The organism is Paracoccus methylarcula (assembly GCF_003007735.2).
Lineage (GTDB): Bacteria > Pseudomonadota > Alphaproteobacteria > Rhodobacterales > Rhodobacteraceae > Paracoccus > Paracoccus methylarcula.
This window is the reverse complement of record NZ_PXNQ02000009.1, coordinates 16,868-34,146: the sequence shown is the minus strand read 5'-3', so window position 1 is coordinate 34,146 and position 17,279 is coordinate 16,868. Positions and strand designations below refer to the sequence as shown.

The 17,279-nt window shown below is 63.9% G+C and carries 16 protein-coding genes; 10 read left to right on the top strand and 6 right to left on the bottom strand.

Annotated features, from left to right (window positions below; genetic code table 11):
* Positions 1–65 precede the first annotated feature (65 nt).
* The 6 genes from A7A09_RS14515 (at position 66) to uxuA (ending at position 5,999) form a co-directional block, all read left to right on the top strand.
* On the top strand, positions 66–746 hold the full coding sequence (locus A7A09_RS14515) for a GntR family transcriptional regulator (RefSeq protein WP_211341142.1): 681 nt from the start codon (positions 66–68) through the stop codon (positions 744–746).
* Between the two features lie 14 nt (positions 747–760).
* Positions 761–1,747, top strand: a complete 987-nt coding sequence (locus A7A09_RS14510) for a TRAP transporter substrate-binding protein (RefSeq protein ID WP_245999385.1) — start codon at positions 761–763, stop codon at positions 1,745–1,747.
* An 87-nt stretch (positions 1,748–1,834) separates the two neighbouring features.
* Positions 1,835–2,338 (top strand): TRAP transporter small permease, encoded by a 504-nt coding sequence (locus A7A09_RS14505; RefSeq protein WP_106692073.1) that lies wholly within the window; start codon positions 1,835–1,837, stop codon positions 2,336–2,338.
* Entirely contained in the window at positions 2,335–3,609 is a 1,275-nt protein-coding gene (locus A7A09_RS14500; protein ID WP_106692072.1) for a TRAP transporter large permease, read from the top strand. Before A7A09_RS14505 ends, A7A09_RS14500 begins: the two co-directional genes overlap by 4 nt.
* Positions 3,610–3,613: 4 nt before the next feature.
* A complete protein-coding gene (locus A7A09_RS14495; protein ID WP_106692071.1) occupies positions 3,614–4,654 on the top strand; it encodes an L-idonate 5-dehydrogenase in 1,041 nt (346 codons plus the stop codon).
* Positions 4,655–4,790: 136 nt separating this feature from the next.
* Positions 4,791–5,999 (top strand): mannonate dehydratase, encoded by a 1,209-nt coding sequence (gene uxuA / locus A7A09_RS14490; protein WP_106692070.1) that lies wholly within the window; start codon positions 4,791–4,793, stop codon positions 5,997–5,999.
* Positions 6,000–6,024: 25 nt separating this feature from the next.
* Here the strand turns inward: uxuA and A7A09_RS14485 are convergent, their stop codons facing one another.
* From A7A09_RS14485 to A7A09_RS14465, 6 genes are all read right to left on the bottom strand, one after another.
* On the bottom strand, positions 6,025–6,873 hold the full coding sequence (locus A7A09_RS14485; protein WP_106692069.1) for a DeoR/GlpR family DNA-binding transcription regulator: 849 nt from the start codon (positions 6,871–6,873) through the stop codon (positions 6,025–6,027).
* 98 nt (positions 6,874–6,971) lie between these two features.
* Complete coding sequence (locus A7A09_RS14480) at positions 6,972–7,919, bottom strand: D-ribose ABC transporter substrate-binding protein (RefSeq protein ID WP_106692068.1); 948 nt, start codon at positions 7,917–7,919, stop codon at positions 6,972–6,974.
* 95 nt (positions 7,920–8,014) lie between these two features.
* A complete protein-coding gene (locus A7A09_RS14475) occupies positions 8,015–8,773 on the bottom strand; it encodes an ABC transporter permease (protein WP_245999374.1) in 759 nt (252 codons plus the stop codon).
* Positions 8,770–9,057 carry an ABC transporter permease gene (locus tag A7A09_RS21600; RefSeq protein ID WP_245999373.1) on the bottom strand — a complete coding sequence of 96 codons (288 nt, stop codon included), beginning with the start codon at positions 9,055–9,057 and terminating at the stop codon, positions 8,770–8,772. The genes A7A09_RS14475 and A7A09_RS21600 overlap by 4 nt, the downstream gene beginning before the upstream one ends.
* A gap of 26 nt (positions 9,058–9,083) precedes the next feature.
* Positions 9,084–10,628 (bottom strand): sugar ABC transporter ATP-binding protein, encoded by a 1,545-nt coding sequence (locus A7A09_RS14470; protein ID WP_106692067.1) that lies wholly within the window; start codon positions 10,626–10,628, stop codon positions 9,084–9,086.
* Entirely contained in the window at positions 10,625–11,296 is a 672-nt protein-coding gene (locus A7A09_RS14465; RefSeq protein ID WP_106692066.1) for a DUF2291 family protein, read from the bottom strand. The genes A7A09_RS14470 and A7A09_RS14465 overlap by 4 nt, the downstream gene beginning before the upstream one ends.
* A gap of 512 nt (positions 11,297–11,808) precedes the next feature.
* On the opposite strand from A7A09_RS14465, the gene A7A09_RS14460 reads away from it, so the two are divergent.
* The 4 genes from A7A09_RS14460 to A7A09_RS14445 all read left to right on the top strand — a co-directional run bounded on the left by A7A09_RS14460 (position 11,809) and on the right by A7A09_RS14445 (position 17,022).
* Complete coding sequence (locus tag A7A09_RS14460; protein WP_245999372.1) at positions 11,809–13,371, top strand: FGGY-family carbohydrate kinase; 1,563 nt, start codon at positions 11,809–11,811, stop codon at positions 13,369–13,371.
* Positions 13,372–13,384: 13 nt separating this feature from the next.
* Positions 13,385–14,902, top strand: coding sequence for a glycerol-3-phosphate dehydrogenase (locus A7A09_RS14455; RefSeq protein ID WP_106692065.1), 1,518 nt, complete (start codon positions 13,385–13,387; stop codon positions 14,900–14,902).
* Positions 14,903–15,127: 225 nt separating this feature from the next.
* On the top strand, positions 15,128–16,060 hold the full coding sequence (locus A7A09_RS14450) for a sugar phosphate isomerase/epimerase family protein (RefSeq protein ID WP_106692064.1): 933 nt from the start codon (positions 15,128–15,130) through the stop codon (positions 16,058–16,060).
* Positions 16,061–16,080: 20 nt separating this feature from the next.
* Positions 16,081–17,022, top strand: coding sequence for a sugar-binding transcriptional regulator (locus tag A7A09_RS14445; protein ID WP_106692063.1), 942 nt, complete (start codon positions 16,081–16,083; stop codon positions 17,020–17,022).
* Positions 17,023–17,279 lie beyond the last annotated feature (257 nt).

Here is a 17,279-nt window from a genome sequence, read left to right as displayed (position 1 = left end):
CCCGTCGCCATGGCAATTGACTTGTATGGAAGTATGGTATAGTAGCTCTCGACAGGAGGATCACCGTGGACCAGTTCAATATCGTCACATCGGGAAATTCGACTGCGCAGCAGGTCTATGCCTGGCTGCATGGCCGTATTCTTCGCGGTGAGCTGGAACCCGGCGCGCGTCTCAGCGAAACCGAAATCGCGGGGCAAGCAGGCGTCAGCCGTCAGCCGGTGCGCGAAGCCTTCATCCGCCTGACCGCCACGGGGCTGGCCGAAGTGCGCCCGCAGCGCGGCACCTTCATCGGCCGGATCTCGGTCAAGGCCGTGCTTTCGGCGCGCCTGATCCGCGAGGCGGTGGAAAGCGACCTGATCCGCATGGTCTCGGCCAATCTCGATGATGCGCTGCTGACCCGGCTGGACGAGCAGCTTGCCGCGCAGCGAGAGGCCAGCGAGCGGCAGGATGTCGAAGCCTTCATCACGCTGGACGACCGGTTCCATCACAGCCTTGCCGTCGCGGCGGGGCATGGCGATGTCTGGGACGTGCTGGAGGGGCTGAAATCCCAGATGAACCGGCTGCGGCACATCACCGCGCGGGTCTTTGACCACCAGAAGCTGATCGAGCAGCACGGGGCCATCGTGCAGGCGCTGCGCGAGGGCAACGCGGATGCCGCGGAACAGGCGATGCGCCTGCATCTGCGCCAAGTGCTGAACGACCTGCCCGAGATCGCCCGCAGCAAACCCGAATTCTTCACGAAATGAAATCAGGAGGAACCATCGTGAAACTGAACCGCCGTCAATTCACCGCGCTGGCCGGGGCCAGCCTGCTGACCACGCCTGCGATCCGCGCCCATGCCGCCGATGTGACCATCAAGCTGGGCCACCTGGCGAACGAGGAAAACAGCTGGCACAAGGCCTCGCTGAAATTCGGCGAGGAAGTCGCCAGGCTGACCGATGGCCGCGTCGAGGTCCAGGTTTTCCCCAATGAATCGCTTGGCAAGGAGATCGACCTGATCAACGGCATGCAGCTTGGCACCGCCGACATGACGATCACCGGCGAGAGCCTGCAAAACTGGTCACCGATGGCGGCGCTGCTGGCGGTTCCCTATGCCTATCTGACGCTGGAGCAGATGGACGAGGTCGCGGCAGGCGATATCGGCACGCAGATCAAGGAGGAGATCCTTGCCAAGGCTCAGATCCGCCCCATCGCCTATTTCGCGCGCGGGCCACGCAACCTGACCTCGAACCGTGAGGTGATGACGCCCGAGGATCTGAACGGGCTGAAGCTGCGGGTGCCGAATGTGCCGCTTTTCGTGAAAACGTGGGAAGCACTTGGCGCGCAGCCGACGCCGATGGCTTTCAGCGAAGTCTTCACCTCGCTGCAGAACGGCACGATCGACGCGCAGGAAAACCCGCTGGCGCTGATCGAGTCGGCGAATTTCAACGAGGTGCAGAAATTCGTGAACAAGACCGAGCATGTGCGGTCATGGATTTACCTGACCATCTCGGAGATGACATGGGGCCGCCTGTCCGCCGAGGACCAGGAGGCCGTGACGCAGGCCGCCGAGACCGCGCAGCAATATGAGCGCGAGCTGTTCCTGGCCGACGAGGATCGTCTGACCAAGGCCTTGCAGGACAAGGGCATGACATTCGTGGAGAGCGACAAGGCGGCATTCGCGGCGCAGGCGAAGGACGCCGTGCTGGCCAATGTCGGCGACGAGATCAAGCCGGTGGTCGAAGAGCTATTCGCCGCCCAGGGCTGATCCTGCGGGCGGCCGGTATCGGAGCCGGCCGCCTCGATATATTTCCAAGCTTGATGATCCGAAGCCAAGATTAACCGTGGAGGAAGCATGACCGTCTTGATCCGCTGGATGCGGGCGTTTTTGCGATTGGGCACCGGGATCTCCTTCATGGTGCTGATCACCGCCGTCACCGTGCAGGTGGTCGGGCGCGGCTTTGTCGGCGCCTCACCGGTCTGGACCGAGGAACTGACCCGTTTTGCCCTGCTCTACCTCGCGGGCTTCGGGACCGGGCTGGCGCTGCTGACGGGCGATCTGGTCAATGTCGACCTGGTCAGCGAGAGCCTGCCGGGACGTCTGCCATGGGTCTCACGGCTTGTTTCGGCGGGGCTGGTCCTGGCCTTCTGCCTGCTGTTGATCGGGCCCGCCATGCATTTCACCCGGATCGGTGCGATGCAGACCTCCCCCGCCATGGCACTGCCGATGAATTACGCGCATGGCAGCGTGCTGTTGCTTTTGGCGGTGCTGGCACTGGCGGCCTTGCTGCGCGGCATGGGCATGCTGACCGGCGCAAGCGATGGCCGTCCCGAGAACCTGATGGGAGAGATCGAATGAGTCTGGCGATCCTTGGACTGACATTCCTTCTTGGACTTGTAATCGGTCTGCCGGTGGCGATCACACTCGGACTGTCCTCGGCGGCATATCTGCTGTGGAACGGCATGCCTTTGGTGGTGATTCCGCAAAAGATGTATGCGGGAATGGACAGTTTCGTATTGCTTTGCATTCCGGGCTTCATCCTTGCGGGCAACCTGATGAATAGCGGCGGCATCACCGGGCGGATCATCCGCTTCGCGCAGGCGATGGTGGGCTGGGTGCGCGGCGGATTGGCGCAGACCAATGTCGCCTCGTCGATGCTGTTCGGCGGCATTTCCGGCACGGCGGTGGCGGATGCGGCCTCGATCGGGGGAATGATGATCCCCGGCATGAAGAAGGCGGGCTATCCGGCGGATTTCTCGGCCGCGGTGACGGCGGCCTCCTCGACCGTCGGGCCGATCATTCCGCCATCGGTGCCGATGATCATCGTGGGCTCGCTGGCCGGGATCTCGGTCGGCAAGATGTTCATCGCCGGGGCGGTTCCAGGCTTGATGCTGGGGCTGGCGATGATGATAACCACCTATATCATCGCGCGCCGCCGGAATTTCCCACGCCAGGCATGGCGGGGATGGGGCGAATTGGGACTCTCGTTCCTCGGCGCATTCTGGGCATTGGCGATGACCGCGCTCATCGTGGGCGGGATGCTGTCGGGCTATGTCACGCCGACCGAGACCGCCGTCGTCGCCTCGATCTATGCCGTCATCGTCGGCGCCTTCATCTATCGCGAATTGCCGCTGGCCCGCGTGCCGGGAATCCTGATCGACAGCGCGGTGAGTTCGGCGGGGATCCTGGCGCTGGTGGGCACGGCCAATGTCTTTGGCTGGATCCTGGTCAGCGAGCAGATCCCGCAGATGATCGCGAACGGGGTGCTGTCGGTGACCGACAACCGGATCCTGGTGATCCTGCTGATCAATGTCGTGCTGCTGGTCGTCGGCATGTTCATGGAGACCATCGCCGCGCTCATCATCCTCTTCGTGCCGCTGATGACGCTGGCGCAGGGCGTCGGGGTCGAGCCGCTGCATTTCGCGGTTTTCGCGGTGCTGAACCTGATGATCGGGCTGACCACGCCTCCGGTCGGGGTCTGCATGTTCGTCTGCGCCAATATCGCACGGCTGCCGCTTGCCCCGGTGATCCGGGCGCTGGTACCTTACCTGATTACCAATATCCTCGTGCTGCTGCTGGTGTCCTATATCCCGGCGATCAGCACCTGGCTGCCCTCCCTGATGGATTGATGACATGACCGATATCGCCTGCCGCCTTCATACCGCCCATGACCTGCGCATCGAGGACCTGCCCGCGCCCGAAGCAGCGCCGGGCATGGCCGTGATCCGCGTTCAGCGCGGGGGTATCTGCGGATCGGACCTGCACTATTACCACGATGGCGGTTTCGGTCCCGTCCGGGTGCGCGAGCCGATCATCCTGGGCCACGAGGCCGCCGGCGTGGTCGAGGCCGCACCTGCGGACTCGGCGCTCAAACCCGGACAGCTTGTCGCGCTGTCTCCATCGCGCCCCTGCGGGGAATGCGCGTTCTGCATGGCCGGACAGGAACGGCATTGCCTGGAGATGCGCTTCAACGGTTCGGCCATGCGCCTGCCGCATGAAAACGGGCTGTTCCGCACCCGGCTGGCCCATCCCGTGGCGCAATGCCTGCCCCTGCCCGATTACGTCGAGGCTGAAGCCGCAGCCGGAGCGGAACCTCTGGCGGTCTGCCTGCACGCGCTCTCCATGGCGCCTTCGCTGGAGGGGCAGCGCGTGTTGATCACCGGCGCCGGACCGATCGGAGCGATCTGCACCGCGCTGGCACATCTGCACGGTGCGGCAGAGATCATCGTGACCGATGTGCAGGATTTCACATTGGGGATCGCCGAAGAAATGGGAGCCGACCGGGTGGTGAACGTGGCGCGGGACCCTGACGGGCTGTCCGATTACGCGACAGGCAAGGGCCGGATCGACGTGGTTCTGGAATGTTCCGCCAATCAGCATGCCATCGCGCAGGCGATCGGCGTCACCCGCCCGCAAGGCAGCATGGTGCAGATCGGTGTCGGCGGGACAACGCCGCTGCCGCTCAACCTGATCGTGGGCAAGGAGCTGCGCTTTTTCGGCACCCATCGTTTCGACAGGGAATTCGCCGAGGCCGTCCGCATGATCGCCCTTGGAGAGATCGACCTGTCGCCGATGGTGACGCAGGTGCTGCCCGCGCGCGAGGCGGTGCGGGCCTTCGACCTGGCCGGTGATCGGGCACAGGCGGTCAAGGTGCAACTGGATTTCGCGACGTGAGATGGCCGGGGGGTTGTCTGCCCCGTCGCCGGTGGTTCTTGAACCAGTGGCGCACCAGCCGGCACCCCCGAGGATATTTGCATGAAGAAGAAGAGCGGATCCCGGGATAGCGATTCGCTGTATTCAGGAGAATGAGATGAGACATGTTTGGCGGTGGTTCGGGCCGAAGGATCGGGTATCCATCGATGACATGATGCAGGCCGGGGTGCAGGGCGTGGTGACCGCGCTGCATCACCTTCCCAGTGGCGCGCCCTGGACACCCGAAGAGATCGCCCGACGGCAAGCACAGATCGCCGCGATGAGGGACGGCACGCCATCGGGCCTGAAATGGGAGGTGGTCGAGAGCCTGCCGGTCAGCGAGGCGATCAAGACGCAAAGCGGCGACTGGCGCGCGCATGTCGAGAACTGGATTGCCTCGATGCGGAACCTGAAGGCGGCGGGCATCGAGGTTATCTGTTATAATTTCATGCCGGTGCTGGACTGGACCCGCACCGACCTGGCATGGCGCAGGCCCAATGGCGCGACCTGCATGCGTTTCGATTTCACCGATTTCGCGGCTTTCGACATCCATATCCTCAAGCGCGCAGGCGCCGCCGAGGATTTCCCCGAGGGTATACGCGACGAGGCCGCTCGCCGTTTTGCCGCCATGGACGAGGCGCGGCGCGAGCAATTGGCCGGGAATGTCGTATTCGGCCTGCCGGGCGCGGCGGAGAATTTCAGCCTGGAGGATGTGCGTGATCTTCTGGACAGCTATGCCCCCGTAACCGATGCGGTGCTACGCCGGAATTTCCACGATTTCCTCGAACAGGTCGCCCCCGTCGCGCAAGAGATCGGGGTGCGGCTGTGCTGCCATCCCGACGATCCGCCCTTCGGCCTGCTGGGCCTGCCCCGTATCATGTCCACCGAGGCCGATTACGCCGAGCGCCTTGCCGCCGTCGATCTGCCCGCGAACGGGATCACGCTGTGCTCGGGTTCCCTGGGCGCGCGGCCCGACAACGACCTGCCGGGCATGATGGAGCGCTTTGGCGCGCGTGTGCATTTCCTGCATCTGCGCAATGTCCGGCGCGACGGCGATGCGATCCGCGGCTCTTTCTTCGAGGACGAGCATCTGGGCGGGCAGACTGACATGGTGGCGCTGGTCGCCTCGGTCCTGCGCGAGGAGGAACGGCGGCGCAAGGCGGGTCGCGCGGATGCGGCGATCCCGATGCGGCCCGATCACGGGCAGGACATCCTTGACGATATCGGACGTGGGGGGCAGCCGGGCTATCCAGCTATCGGGCGGCTCAAGGGGCTGGCCGAGTTGCGCGGGGTCGAGGCGGCACTGACCCATCAGGGAAGCGCCTGACACGGGCCTTATCGAACGCGGCGGATCATCCGGCGCGTTCAGGGCTGGCCACCAGCACCTCGATGCCGCGCGATTTCATCCGTTCGATCAACGCCGGGGGCGTGCCGTCATCGACGATGACCAGATCGAATTTTTCCAGTGGCTCCATGGCATGGAGGGCGCGGCGCTCGAATTTCGTGTGATCGGCCAGCAGCACGCGCTTGGCGGCGCTGTCGAACATGGCGCGCTTGGTCTCGACCATGTCCGGGCTTTGATGGAAAACCATTCCATCGGTGATCGCGGACATGGACAGAAAGACCAGGTCGGCCCGCAGGCGGCGGATCTCGGCGGTGGTGCCGGGACCCATGAAGGCGTTGCACCAGTTGTGGAACTGCCCGCCCAGCCCCAGCAGGGTAAGATCGCGGATATCCTTGAGCGCGTTCATCAGGGCGATGGAATTGGTGATCGCCGTCAGCGGCACCTTGGCGGCCAGATGCGGGACCATGCGGAACACGGTGGTGGAATCGTCGAAGAACACTGCCTGCCCCGGCTCGATGATCCGGGCGGCTTCAGCGGCGATGGCGGATTTCTCGGCGGCCTGCCTCGTGTCTCGATAGGCGTCGCTGGCTTCGATCAGGCTGGTGGGGGCGGCCGAGACGATGCCGCGCGTCTTGCGCAAGAGCCCCCGGCTGGCAAGATCGTCCAGGTCGCGATGGGCGGTCATCAGGCTGATGCCGAAACGCTCGGTCAGGTCCTCGATCCGCATCGTGCCCTCGGCCATGACCGCCTCGGCGATCATCTGGCGGCGGGCGATCTGGCGGGCCTGGCGGCTGTCACTGGGCAGGTCATCGGCAATGAGCCGGTCTATCGGGGCCTGATCCGGGCTGTCTGCCATGTGTCTTTCTCCTGCCCGTCATCCGGTGGCGATGCCAGCACAGGATAGCCTGACCCGCCGGAAGGGAAAGGGGCACGGCTAACCGCGCCCCCTGCCCGTCACTGCTCAAGCACGAAGGGCGAGGTCATCTGATCGACATTGTCGGCGGTGATCAGGATGCAGTCGAAAAGCTGTTTTTCCATCTCGACACCGGTTTCACCGTTCTTGATGAAATTGTCGGCCTGCCGGACCGCCTCTTCGGAAAAGACCGCGACGGGCTGCAGGACGGTATATTGCATCTCACCGGCCTTGACCGCCTCGACCGCATCGGGGGAGCCGTCGAAACCGCCGACCTTGACCTGATCCAGCTTGCCCGCCTCTTTCAGCGCGGCGATGGCGCCAAGCGCCATCTCGTCATTGCCCGAGATCACCCCGATGATGCCGGGATTGGCCTGCAGCATGGATTGCATCTTCTGATAGCCTTGGGTGCGGTCCCAGTTGGCGACCTCCTGATCGGCCTTTTCCAGGTCGGGATACTGGGTCAGAACCGTCTCGAAACCGTTCGAGCGGGTCGCGGCGTTGTTGTCCGAGGGTGCGCCGAACAGCTCGACATAGGGGCCGCTGTCGCCGACCGCCTCGACCCAGGCCTGCGCGCCAAGCGCCGCGCCCTGCGCGTTGTTCGAGACAAGCTGCGCCTTGGCCAGACCTTCCTGGTTGATCTCGGCATTGACGAGGAAGACCGGGATGCCCGCATCGACAGCCTTCTTGACCGCACCGACCGAGCCGTCGGCATTGGCCGGATCGAGGATGATCGCCGCCGACTGGTTGGTGATGGCGGTGTCGATCAGGGTGCTTTCGGTATTGGTATCGCCCTTATGCGCGGCGACATTGGCCGTGTAGCCCAGTTCTTCGGCGGTGGCCTTTGCGACCTCGCCCTCGGTGAACCAATAGGGGTTCGCCGGATCGTTGACGATAATCGTCATCAGTCCTTCGGCCCATGCCGAGCCCGCCATCAGCGGCAGGCTTGCGGTGGCGGCCAGCATCAGGCGGCGCGTCATCTTCATCATTGTCTCTCTCCCTTCGGGTTGGTGGTTCTGCCGTTTTACCGGACAGGGGGTGGCGCCCGGCCTTGTCATTGTCCGGGCGGTGATGTTCGGGAACGTCAGCTCTTGCGGGTGCCGCGTCCGTATTGCAGCGAGTTCATCAGCACGGCCAAGACGATCACGGCGCCGGTAAAGACAGTCTGCCAATAGGAGGACACGCCGATGATCACGAGCCCGTCCGACAGGAAACCGATGACGAAGGCCCCCAGCATGGTGCCGCGCACGGTTCCGCGTCCGCCGGTCAGGGCCGCGCCGCCGATCACCACGGCGGCGATGGCCGTCAATTCATAGGTGGTGCCTGCGGTGGGTCCGGCAGAGGTCAACTGCGAGGACAGGACCAGCCCCGCAATGGCCGACAGGATACCCGACAGCGTATAGACGGTGATCTTGACCCGGCGGGTCGGCACGCCGGACAATTCGGCGGCGCGCTCATTGCCGCCCGAGGCATAGAGCCAGCGCCCGAATGACGAGCGCGACAGCATCAGACCGGCGATGATCGCCATCGCTGCCAGCACCAGCACCGAGATCGGGATCCCCGCGATGCGGTTGAAACCCAGCCAGCTGAAGCCGGTATTGCCCAGCTCAGACCGTCCCGACAGGTTGTTATAGGTGAGGCCATTGGTCATCAGCAGCGCGATGCCGCGTGCCACATACATCACGCCAAGCGTGGCGACGAAGGCCGGAACCCTGAAGATCGAGATCAGCACGCCGTTCACCGCGCCCACCAGCGCGCCCAGCACGCAGGTCAGCACGACCACGGCCCAGACCGGCGGATAGAGGATCACGCCCAGGGCCTGCAATTCGATCCCCTGCATCATCGCGCCCGCACTGCGCCCGCCAACGCAAGGATCGAGCCCACCGACAGGTCGATGCCGCCATTCAGGATCACCAGCAGCATGCCGATGGAAAGCAATCCATAGATCGCCACATGGCTGGACATGATCAGGAAGTTGCCAAGGGTGAAATAATTCGGCGACATGAACGAAAACACCGCGATGATCAGGATCAGCGCGAAGAAGGCGCGCCCCTCCAGCAGCAGGCGGCCGATATTGAATTTCTTCGCCTGTCCGTCCGAGGCGCGGGTGATGGTGGTATCCGACATGGGTTGTTCCCTCTCGCTCTCGTCCTTCAGGCGGCCACGGACTCGCCCGAGGCGGCCATGATCTCTTCCTTGGTGACGGTGGAATCGAATTCGGCCGAGACATGGCCCTTGTGCATGACAATGATCCGATGCGCGACCGACAGGCATTCGCCGACCTCCGAGGTCGAATAGAGCACCGCAAGCCCCTGTTTCGCCCCTTCGGCCAGAAGCCTGAATACCTCGGCCTTGGCGCCGATATCGATGCCGCGCGACGGTTCGTCCAGCATGATGACGCGGGGTTTCGTGGCCAGTATCTTGCCGATCACCACCTTCTGCTGGTTGCCCCCTGACAAAGAGCCGATGGGCGCATCGGGGCCATCGGTCTTGACGGTCACCTCGCGGATACTGTCCCCGATCAGCGCCCTCTCGGCGCGGGTCTGCGTGAACAGCCCCCGGGTAAAGCTACGGATAGAGGCCAGCGACAGGTTCTGCCCGACGCTCATGGTCTGCACGAGTCCGTCGCGTTGTCGATCCTCGGGCACCAGTGCAAGGCCGCGCGCGATCCGCTCGCCGATGGAGAGATGCGATACCTCGCGGCCTTCCAGCACGATCTCGCCGCCGGTAGCCTTCAGCCGCCCGGCGATGGCCTCCAGCAATTCGGTGCGCCCTGCCCCCATCAGGCCATAGATGCAGACGATCTCGCCCGCGCGGACATCCAAGGACATCCCGTCCACCAGATCGACGCCAGAAGCATCCGGGACCGACAGGTTGCGGATCGACAATGCGGTCTCGCCCATGTCGTGACCTTCGGGCGGCGAGCCAAGGTCGTAGTTTTCGCCCACCATGTTGCGGACGATCCATTCCAGATCGATCTCGGCACGTGGCGCATAGGCGGTCATGTTTCCGTCGCGCAGCACCACCGCGTGATCGGTGATGGTCAGCGCCTCTTCAAGGTGATGCGAGATATAGACGATCGACACGCCCTTCGCGGTCAGGTCGCGGATCACCTTGAACAAAACCTCCACCTCGCTGGCCGAAAGCGCCGAGGTCGGCTCGTCCATGATCAGGATGCGGCTGTTGACCGACAGCGCGCGGGCGATCTCAACGATCTGCTGCTGGCCAAGGCGCAGTTCCTCGACCGGGGTCAGCGGGTCGATATCCTCTTCGAGATCTTCCATCAGCTTGCGGGTCTGCCGTTCCTCCTCGGCGAAATCGACGCCGGTGGCGGTCCTGATCTCGCGCCCCATGAAGATATTGTCGCGCACCGTCATGTTGGGGGCCAGCGACAGTTCCTGGTGGATGATCGAGATGCCGCGGTCGCGGGCATCGGCGGCATTGTTGAAACTGACGGGTTGCCCATCGAGGATGATCTCGCCGGATGTCGGCTGGATCACGCCTGAAAGCACCTTCATCAGTGTCGACTTGCCGGCGCCATTCTCGCCGAACAGGGTCGTGACCTGGCCACGGTGAATGTCGAAATTCACGCCTTTCAGCGCGTGGACATTGCCATAGGACTTGGCGACATTGCGGGCGGCAAGCACGACTTCCCGCAGGTCCGGTTGCGCGTCGGGGATGGGGGGCTCAGAGCTCATTTCACCTCCAGCGCGACAGGGGTGATCATCCAGTTCGCAGGGTTGATCAGCCGGAATGCACCGGTGACGGTAATGGTCTTGCCCGGCAGGCTGGCCGTATCTATCCCGTCCAGAACAGAGGCCTTCATGGCGCGGTTGATGGCAGAGCCCGCATCCTGGTATTCGATCTGGTTCTTGAACTGGCCAAAGGCGATATCGCCCGGCGCGTCGCGCAGCTCGGTGCCGTTGATGGCGGGGCCGGTCTGGACGCGGAGGGTGATTTCTTCGGGCACGCCCTCGGCGGTCAGCGTATAGACGCCGGACTTGCCCTCGCCCACGACGCCCGTCACCGTGACGGGCATGATCGCGCCGGTCGAGGCCGGGGTGCCGTATTCTTCGGCGGCGGCATCCTTGTCGGCCAATACGGCAGGGGCCAACGTCGCGGCGTCAACGGCCTTTCCCTGTACGAATGCCTGAATGCGCGGGAACTCTCCCTCTCCATAACTGTCCGGAGAGAAGGCCTGCTGGCGGGCATCGGATTCGGAGCCGATCTGCACGACGGTGGTGTCCAGCGCGATGCCGGCTGCCACGGCAGCCGCGAGCACGCCTCCGATGATCAGCCCGCGCCGCGAGGGTGCCGGTGCTTTCGGCGCGGGGGTGGAGGAAGTCGGGGCGGTGCTCTGGGTCATGATGCGGCCTCGGGTTGAGTGAGGATGGTCGGGGCGCTACGGGCGCGAACCGGGCTGGCACGGGATATTCCTGGCAATTGCATGACGTCCTCCCCACAAGCCGGATACGGCGCCCTCCCCGGCGCGAATGATTGGCGCTTATGATATAACAATGATATTATCTCAGTCAACAAAGATAAATGATTCGCGGAAACTTCCGTGCAAACCCCCAGAACATCAGCCATGATTTGGCCGGAAACAGAACGGGAAGATCGCGAAACATCCCCCGAAATCGGCAATCTATATATAGAATATTGCATCCTCCGCCTCCAGATCGGAAGAGGTACCTGCTCATTCGAATCGCAGCGCACCCCTCCACAAGATAAGCGTACATGAAATTATTTTCGCAGTCCGTAAAAAAATACATTCACTGTGGGATAATTATGATATATAAGCGACCCCATGTATCGGGCCTCCATATCCCGGCAAGGGCGCGATGGACGGCAGGGACACCGATTCGACGGAGGTGAATCATGCAAGGCGCTGACATCCTGATCGGCATCGACGCGGGAACCTCGGTCATCAAGGCCGTGGGCTTCGACCTGCATGGACAGCAGCTCGCGGCGGCATCGGTGCCGAATCGCTACGCGACGGGACCGGATGGTTCTGCCACGCAAAATCTTGACCAGACATGGGAGGATTGCGCCGCCGCGCTGCGACAGCTTGGCGAACGGATCGGCAATCTCGCCTCCCGCACCGCCGCATTGTCGGTGACCGCCCAAGGGGATGGCACATGGCTGGTGGGCCGGGACGGACCGGTCGGCGATGCATGGATCTGGCTGGACGCCCGGGCCGCGCCTACGGTTGAGCGCCTGGCAAGCAGCCCTGCCAACCGCGCCCGTTTCGAGGCCACCGGAACCGGGCTGAACACTTGCCAGCAAGGCAGCCAGATGGCACATATGGACATCCATGCGCCCGAATTGCTGGACAAGTCCGAGGTCGCGCTGCATTGCAAGGACTGGCTTTACCTGAACCTGACCGGCATCCGGGCGACCGACCCGTCGGAAGCCAGCTTCACCTTCGGCAATTTCCGCAATCGCCGATATGACGACACCGTCATCGACGCGCTTGGCCTGACCCATCGCCGCAATCTGCTGCCCGAGATCGTCGATGGCAGCCAGATCACCCACCCACTGACGGCAGAGGCTGCCGCCCGGACCGGGCTGCGCGCGGGAACGCCCGTCAGCCTTGGCTATGTGGACATGGTCATGACCGCGCTTGGCGCCGGGGTTCATGGCGGAGCGGGCGACGTGGCCTGTTCGACCGTGGGTTCGACCGGAGTGCATCTGCGGGCAGTGACGGCCCCGGATGTGCATCTGAACGCCGAAGGCACCGGCTATGTGATCTGCCTGCCCATCCCCGGTATCGTCTCGCAGGTCCAGACCAACATGGCGGCAACGCTGAATCTTGACTGGGTGCTGGGGATGGCCGCCGGGATCATGTCGGATATGGGCCATTCGGTCAGCCATCGCGACCTTGTCGATCATATCGAGGGCTGGCTGGCCACCAGCCGGCCCGGCCAGATCGTCTATCACCCCTATATCTCGGACGCCGGAGAGCGCGGCCCCTTCGTCAACGCCGATGCGCGCGCGGGCTTTGTCGGGCTTGCGCAGCATCACCGCTATCCCGACCTGCTGCGCGCCGTGGCCGAGGGGCTGGGGATGGCCATGCGCGACTGCTATGCCGCGATGGGGCCCCTGCCCTCGGAACTGCGCCTGACCGGAGGGGCGGCGCGATCCAGGGGGCTGCGCGGCATCCTGTCGGCCTCGCTGGACGCGCCGGTGCGCGTCTCTGATCGCGACGAGGCGGGCGCGGCCGGGGCGGCGATGATGGCCGCGGTGGCGATCGGCGCTATCCCGACATGGAGGCCTGTATCGGCGAATGGGTCACGCCGCTTCTGGGCGAGGCCGAGGCGCCCGACCCCGATCTCGTGGCCGCCTATGCGCGGCTCTTCCCCGCATTCACCGCATCGCGGCAGGCGCTGCCCCCGGCATGGGACGCATTGGCACGTGTCCGCGCGGCACAGACGCCTTTGACAAGGAGACTGACATGACGACCGGCAACGAGATGATCGATCTTTTCGTGATCGGCGGCGGGATAAATGGCGCGGGCATGGCCCGTGATGCCGCAGGCCGGGGGTTGAAGGTCGTGCTGTGCGAAAAGGGCGATCTCGCCGAGGGCACTTCATCGCGCTCGGGCAAGCTGGTGCATGGCGGGCTGCGCTATCTTGAATATTACGAGTTCCGGCTGGTCCGCGAAGCCCTGATCGAGCGCGAGGTGTTGATGCGCTCTGCCCCGCATATCATCTGGCCGATGCGCTTCGTGCTGCCCCACAGCCCGCAGGACCGCCCGGCATGGCTGGTCCGGCTTGGGCTGTTCCTTTACGACAACCTGGGCGGGCGCAGGAAGCTGCCCGGCACCCGCACGCTGGATCTGCGCCGCGACCCCGAGGGCGCGCCCCTGCTGGATCGATATGTCAAGGGCTTCGAATATTCCGATTGCTGGGTGGACGATGCCCGCCTTGTCGTGCTGAACGCCGTCGATGCAGCCGAGAAAGGCGCCGAGATCCTGACCCGCAGCCCCTGCATCTCGGCCCGGCGCGAGGATGGCGCATGGACGGTGCAGACCCGCAGCGAGATCACCGGCGAAACCCGCGGCTTCCGCGCCCGCTGCGTGGTGAATTGTGCCGGTCCCTGGGTCAGCGACGTCATCGGGCGCGTGGCCGGTGCGAATTCCAGCCGCAATGTCCGGCTGGTCAAGGGCAGCCATATCATCGTGCCGAAATTCTGGCAGGGCAGTAACGCCTATCTCGTCCAGAACCACGACAAGCGGGTGATCTTCATCAACCCCTACGAGGGCGACAAGGCGCTGATCGGCACAACCGATATCGCCTATGAGGGCCGGGCCGAGGATGTGCAGGCCGACGAGTCCGAGATTGAATACCTGCTGGCCGCCGTGAACCGCTATTTCAAGGAAAAGCTGCGCCGTTCGGACGTTCTGGAAACATTTTCCGGGGTGCGTCCCCTGTTCGACGACGGGCAGGGCAATCCTTCGGCGGTGACGCGCGATTATGTCTTTGATCTCGACCGGAATGGCGGTGCTCCGCTTCTGAACGTGTTCGGCGGCAAGATCACCACTTTCCGCGAATTGGCGGAACGCGGCATGCATCGGCTGAAAGAGGTTTTCCCGGATATGGGACCGGACTGGACCGAAACTGCCCCGCTACCGGGCGGAGAGATCGCCAATGCGGATTATGAAAGCTATGCCAACCTGTTGCGGGAACTGCATCCATGGATGCCGCGCAAGCTGGTGCATCATTACGGGCGGCTCTACGGCGCGCGCACCAAGGAGGTGGTCGCGGGCGCGCTGAGCCTTGACGATCTTGGCCGGCATTTCGGCGGCCAGCTTTACGAGGCCGAGGCGCGCTACCTGACCCGCAAGGAATGGGCGCTGACCGCCGAGGATATCCTCTGGCGGCGGACCAAGCATTACCTGCATCTGAACAAGGCCGAACGCGCGGCATTCACCGAATGGTTCGACAACGCAGGTCTCGCGGATGCCGCGTAGATCGCCATTCACCGCATGTGGAGCCGCGCAGCGCCCGTCCGTCGGATGGGCGGCAGAGGTTTGTGGCCTTCGCTTCATGGTGCAATCCCGACCAAGGCTGGAACCGCTGTCCGACGGCATCAAAGCGCCCATCCGGTGGGGCGGACGGGCGCTGCGCGGCGGCCCTTCGGGCCTTGATTCCGCGCAAGATTACCACTCACCTCGATACACTGCCGGGAAAACAGCATGCCCCTGACCCTGTCGCTGAACACCAACCCGCTGGTCAATCGCTTTGCCGAGCCGGATGACCTGATCGATACCGTCGCCCACGATCTGCGCATCCGCGACCTGCAGCTCACGCATGAATTCGTCAACCCGTCATGGCCCGCCCCGGTGATCCGCCGCCTGACCCGACAGATGGGCCGGGCGCTTGACCGCACCGGGGTCCGCGTGACCAGCGGCATGACCGGACCCTATGGGCGACTCAATCATTTCGGTCATCCCGACCACGACGTGCGGCGCTATTACGTGGATTGGTTCAAGGGTTTCGCCGATATCATCGCGGATCTTGGCGGGCATTCCGTCGGCACGCAATTCGCGATCTTCACCTATCGCGATTACGACGATCCGGCACAGCGCGAGGAACTGATCCAGATCGCCATCGATTGCTGGGCCGAGGTGGCGGAACATGCCAAGGCTGCGGGGCTCGATTATGTCTTCTGGGAACCCATGAGCATCGGCCGCGAATTCGGAGAGACCATCGCCGCGAGCATGGCCCTGCAGGACCGGCTGAGCGCCGCCGGGATGGCCGTGCCGATGTGGATGATGGCTGATATCGATCATGGCGATGTGACCAGCGACAATCCCGACGATTACGACCCCTATGCCTGGGCACGGGCGGTGCCGCGCCTGTCCCCGATCATCCATATAAAGCAATCGCTGCTGGACAAGGGCGGGCATCGCCCCTTCACTGCCGAATTCAACGCCAGGGGCAATATCCAGCCCGAGCCGCTGCTGCGGGCCTTCGCCGAGGGCGGGGCGGCGGATAACGAGATCTGCCTTGAACTGAGCTTCAAGGAGCGCGAGCCCAATGACCGCGAGGTGATCGGGCAGATCGCCGAAAGCGTGGCCTTCTGGGCGCCGCATATCGACAGCGGCGCGGACAAGCTGAACATATAGCCAGGGGAAAGGCCTCCGTCATGTCCAGGATCGATCCCGAAGAAAGCCTCGCGACCCGGGCCGCATGGCTGCATTACGTGGGCGGGCTGACGCAGGCGGCGGTGGCCAAGCGGCTTGGGCTAACCTCGGTCAAGACGCATCGGTTGATCGCGCGGGCGGTGGCGGATGGCGTGGTGAAGGTCTCGATCGATGGCGAGATCGTCGAATGCGCCATGCTGGAGGACCAGCTAAGCGACCGTTATCACCTGAATTACTGCGAGGTCGCACCGGATTTGGGAGAGGCCGGGCTGCCGTTGCGGGCACTTGGATTGGCCGGGGCGGGCTTTTTGCGCCGCGAGATCGAGCGTGGCGAGCACGAGGTGATCGGCCTCGGCCATGGGCGGACCCTGGCGGCAGCGGTGCATCAATTGCCGCGCTTCGACGGTTCCGGCATGCGTTTCGTGTCTCTTCTGGGTGGGCTGACCCGGCATTACGCGGCCAATCCGCATGACGTGATGCACAGCCTTGCCTACAAGACCGGCGCGCAGGCGCATGTGCTGCCGGTGCCATTCTTCGCCAATTCCGAGAAGGACCGGGAGATCCTGCTGGCCCAGCCCGGCGTGCGCGAGATCTTCGAGCTGTCCAATGGCGCGGCGCTGAAATTCGCAGGCATCGGCACGGCGGATGCGGGGGCGCAGCTCGTCGCTTCGGGAATGATCGAACCCCATGAGATCGCAGAGATAAACTCGGTCGGAGCGGTTGGCGAGATGCTCGGGCATTTCTTTGACGCGAAGGGCCGGGTTCTGAAAACCACGCTGAGCCTGCGCACGCTTTCCGCCGGGCTGGAGGGCCCGAAAGGCAGTCGGATCGTGGCCATTGCGGGCGGGCAGGAAAAGGTGCCAGCGATCCGGGCGGTGCTGAACAGTGGCCGCCTCTCGGGGCTGATCACGGATGAGGTGACGGCCCGCGCATTGATGGAATGAACCTTTCCGGATGTCACGCAGCGGGTTCCGACGCGGTGTGATCCGTCAAGAGCCGGTGATTTCTCTCTTACGGAGGGCTTGCTATAGCCTGGCCACCTGAAAATGGTCATGCTTTCCGTATTCGCACCATCCATTCGCAATAAAGCCGGGCAGTGCCCAACCGCGGGTGGGCATCCCGGCACCTGTGCTGCGCGGTTTATGCTGCAATCCCGGACAAAGCTGAAACTACAGGATAACGTCAGCAAAGCGCCCGCCCA

What these genes read in the sequence shown, in the direction of transcription:
- A7A09_RS21600 (WP_245999373.1), bottom strand. Translation starts at nt 9,057, where the DNA reads ATGTCGGATACCACCATCACCCGCGCCTCGGACGGACAGGCGAAGAAA.
- A7A09_RS14485 (WP_106692069.1), bottom strand. Translation starts at nt 6,873, where the DNA reads ATGGCAGACAGCCCGGATCAGGCCCCGATAGACCGGCTCATTGCCGAT.
- A7A09_RS14470 (WP_106692067.1), bottom strand. Translation starts at nt 10,628, where the DNA reads ATGAGCTCTGAGCCCCCCATCCCCGACGCGCAACCGGACCTGCGGGAA.
- uxuA (WP_106692070.1), top strand. Translation starts at nt 4,791, where the DNA reads ATGAGACATGTTTGGCGGTGGTTCGGGCCGAAGGATCGGGTATCCATC.
- A7A09_RS14480 (WP_106692068.1), bottom strand. Translation starts at nt 7,919, where the DNA reads ATGATGAAGATGACGCGCCGCCTGATGCTGGCCGCCACCGCAAGCCTG.
- A7A09_RS14495 (WP_106692071.1), top strand. Translation starts at nt 3,614, where the DNA reads ATGACCGATATCGCCTGCCGCCTTCATACCGCCCATGACCTGCGCATC.
- A7A09_RS14455 (WP_106692065.1), top strand. Translation starts at nt 13,385, where the DNA reads ATGACGACCGGCAACGAGATGATCGATCTTTTCGTGATCGGCGGCGGG.
- A7A09_RS14460 (WP_245999372.1), top strand. Translation starts at nt 11,809, where the DNA reads ATGCAAGGCGCTGACATCCTGATCGGCATCGACGCGGGAACCTCGGTC.
- A7A09_RS14450 (WP_106692064.1), top strand. Translation starts at nt 15,128, where the DNA reads ATGCCCCTGACCCTGTCGCTGAACACCAACCCGCTGGTCAATCGCTTT.
- A7A09_RS14475 (WP_245999374.1), bottom strand. Translation starts at nt 8,773, where the DNA reads ATGATGCAGGGGATCGAATTGCAGGCCCTGGGCGTGATCCTCTATCCG.
- A7A09_RS14465 (WP_106692066.1), bottom strand. Translation starts at nt 11,296, where the DNA reads ATGACCCAGAGCACCGCCCCGACTTCCTCCACCCCCGCGCCGAAAGCA.
- A7A09_RS14445 (WP_106692063.1), top strand. Translation starts at nt 16,081, where the DNA reads ATGTCCAGGATCGATCCCGAAGAAAGCCTCGCGACCCGGGCCGCATGG.
- A7A09_RS14505 (WP_106692073.1), top strand. Translation starts at nt 1,835, where the DNA reads ATGACCGTCTTGATCCGCTGGATGCGGGCGTTTTTGCGATTGGGCACC.
- A7A09_RS14500 (WP_106692072.1), top strand. Translation starts at nt 2,335, where the DNA reads ATGAGTCTGGCGATCCTTGGACTGACATTCCTTCTTGGACTTGTAATC.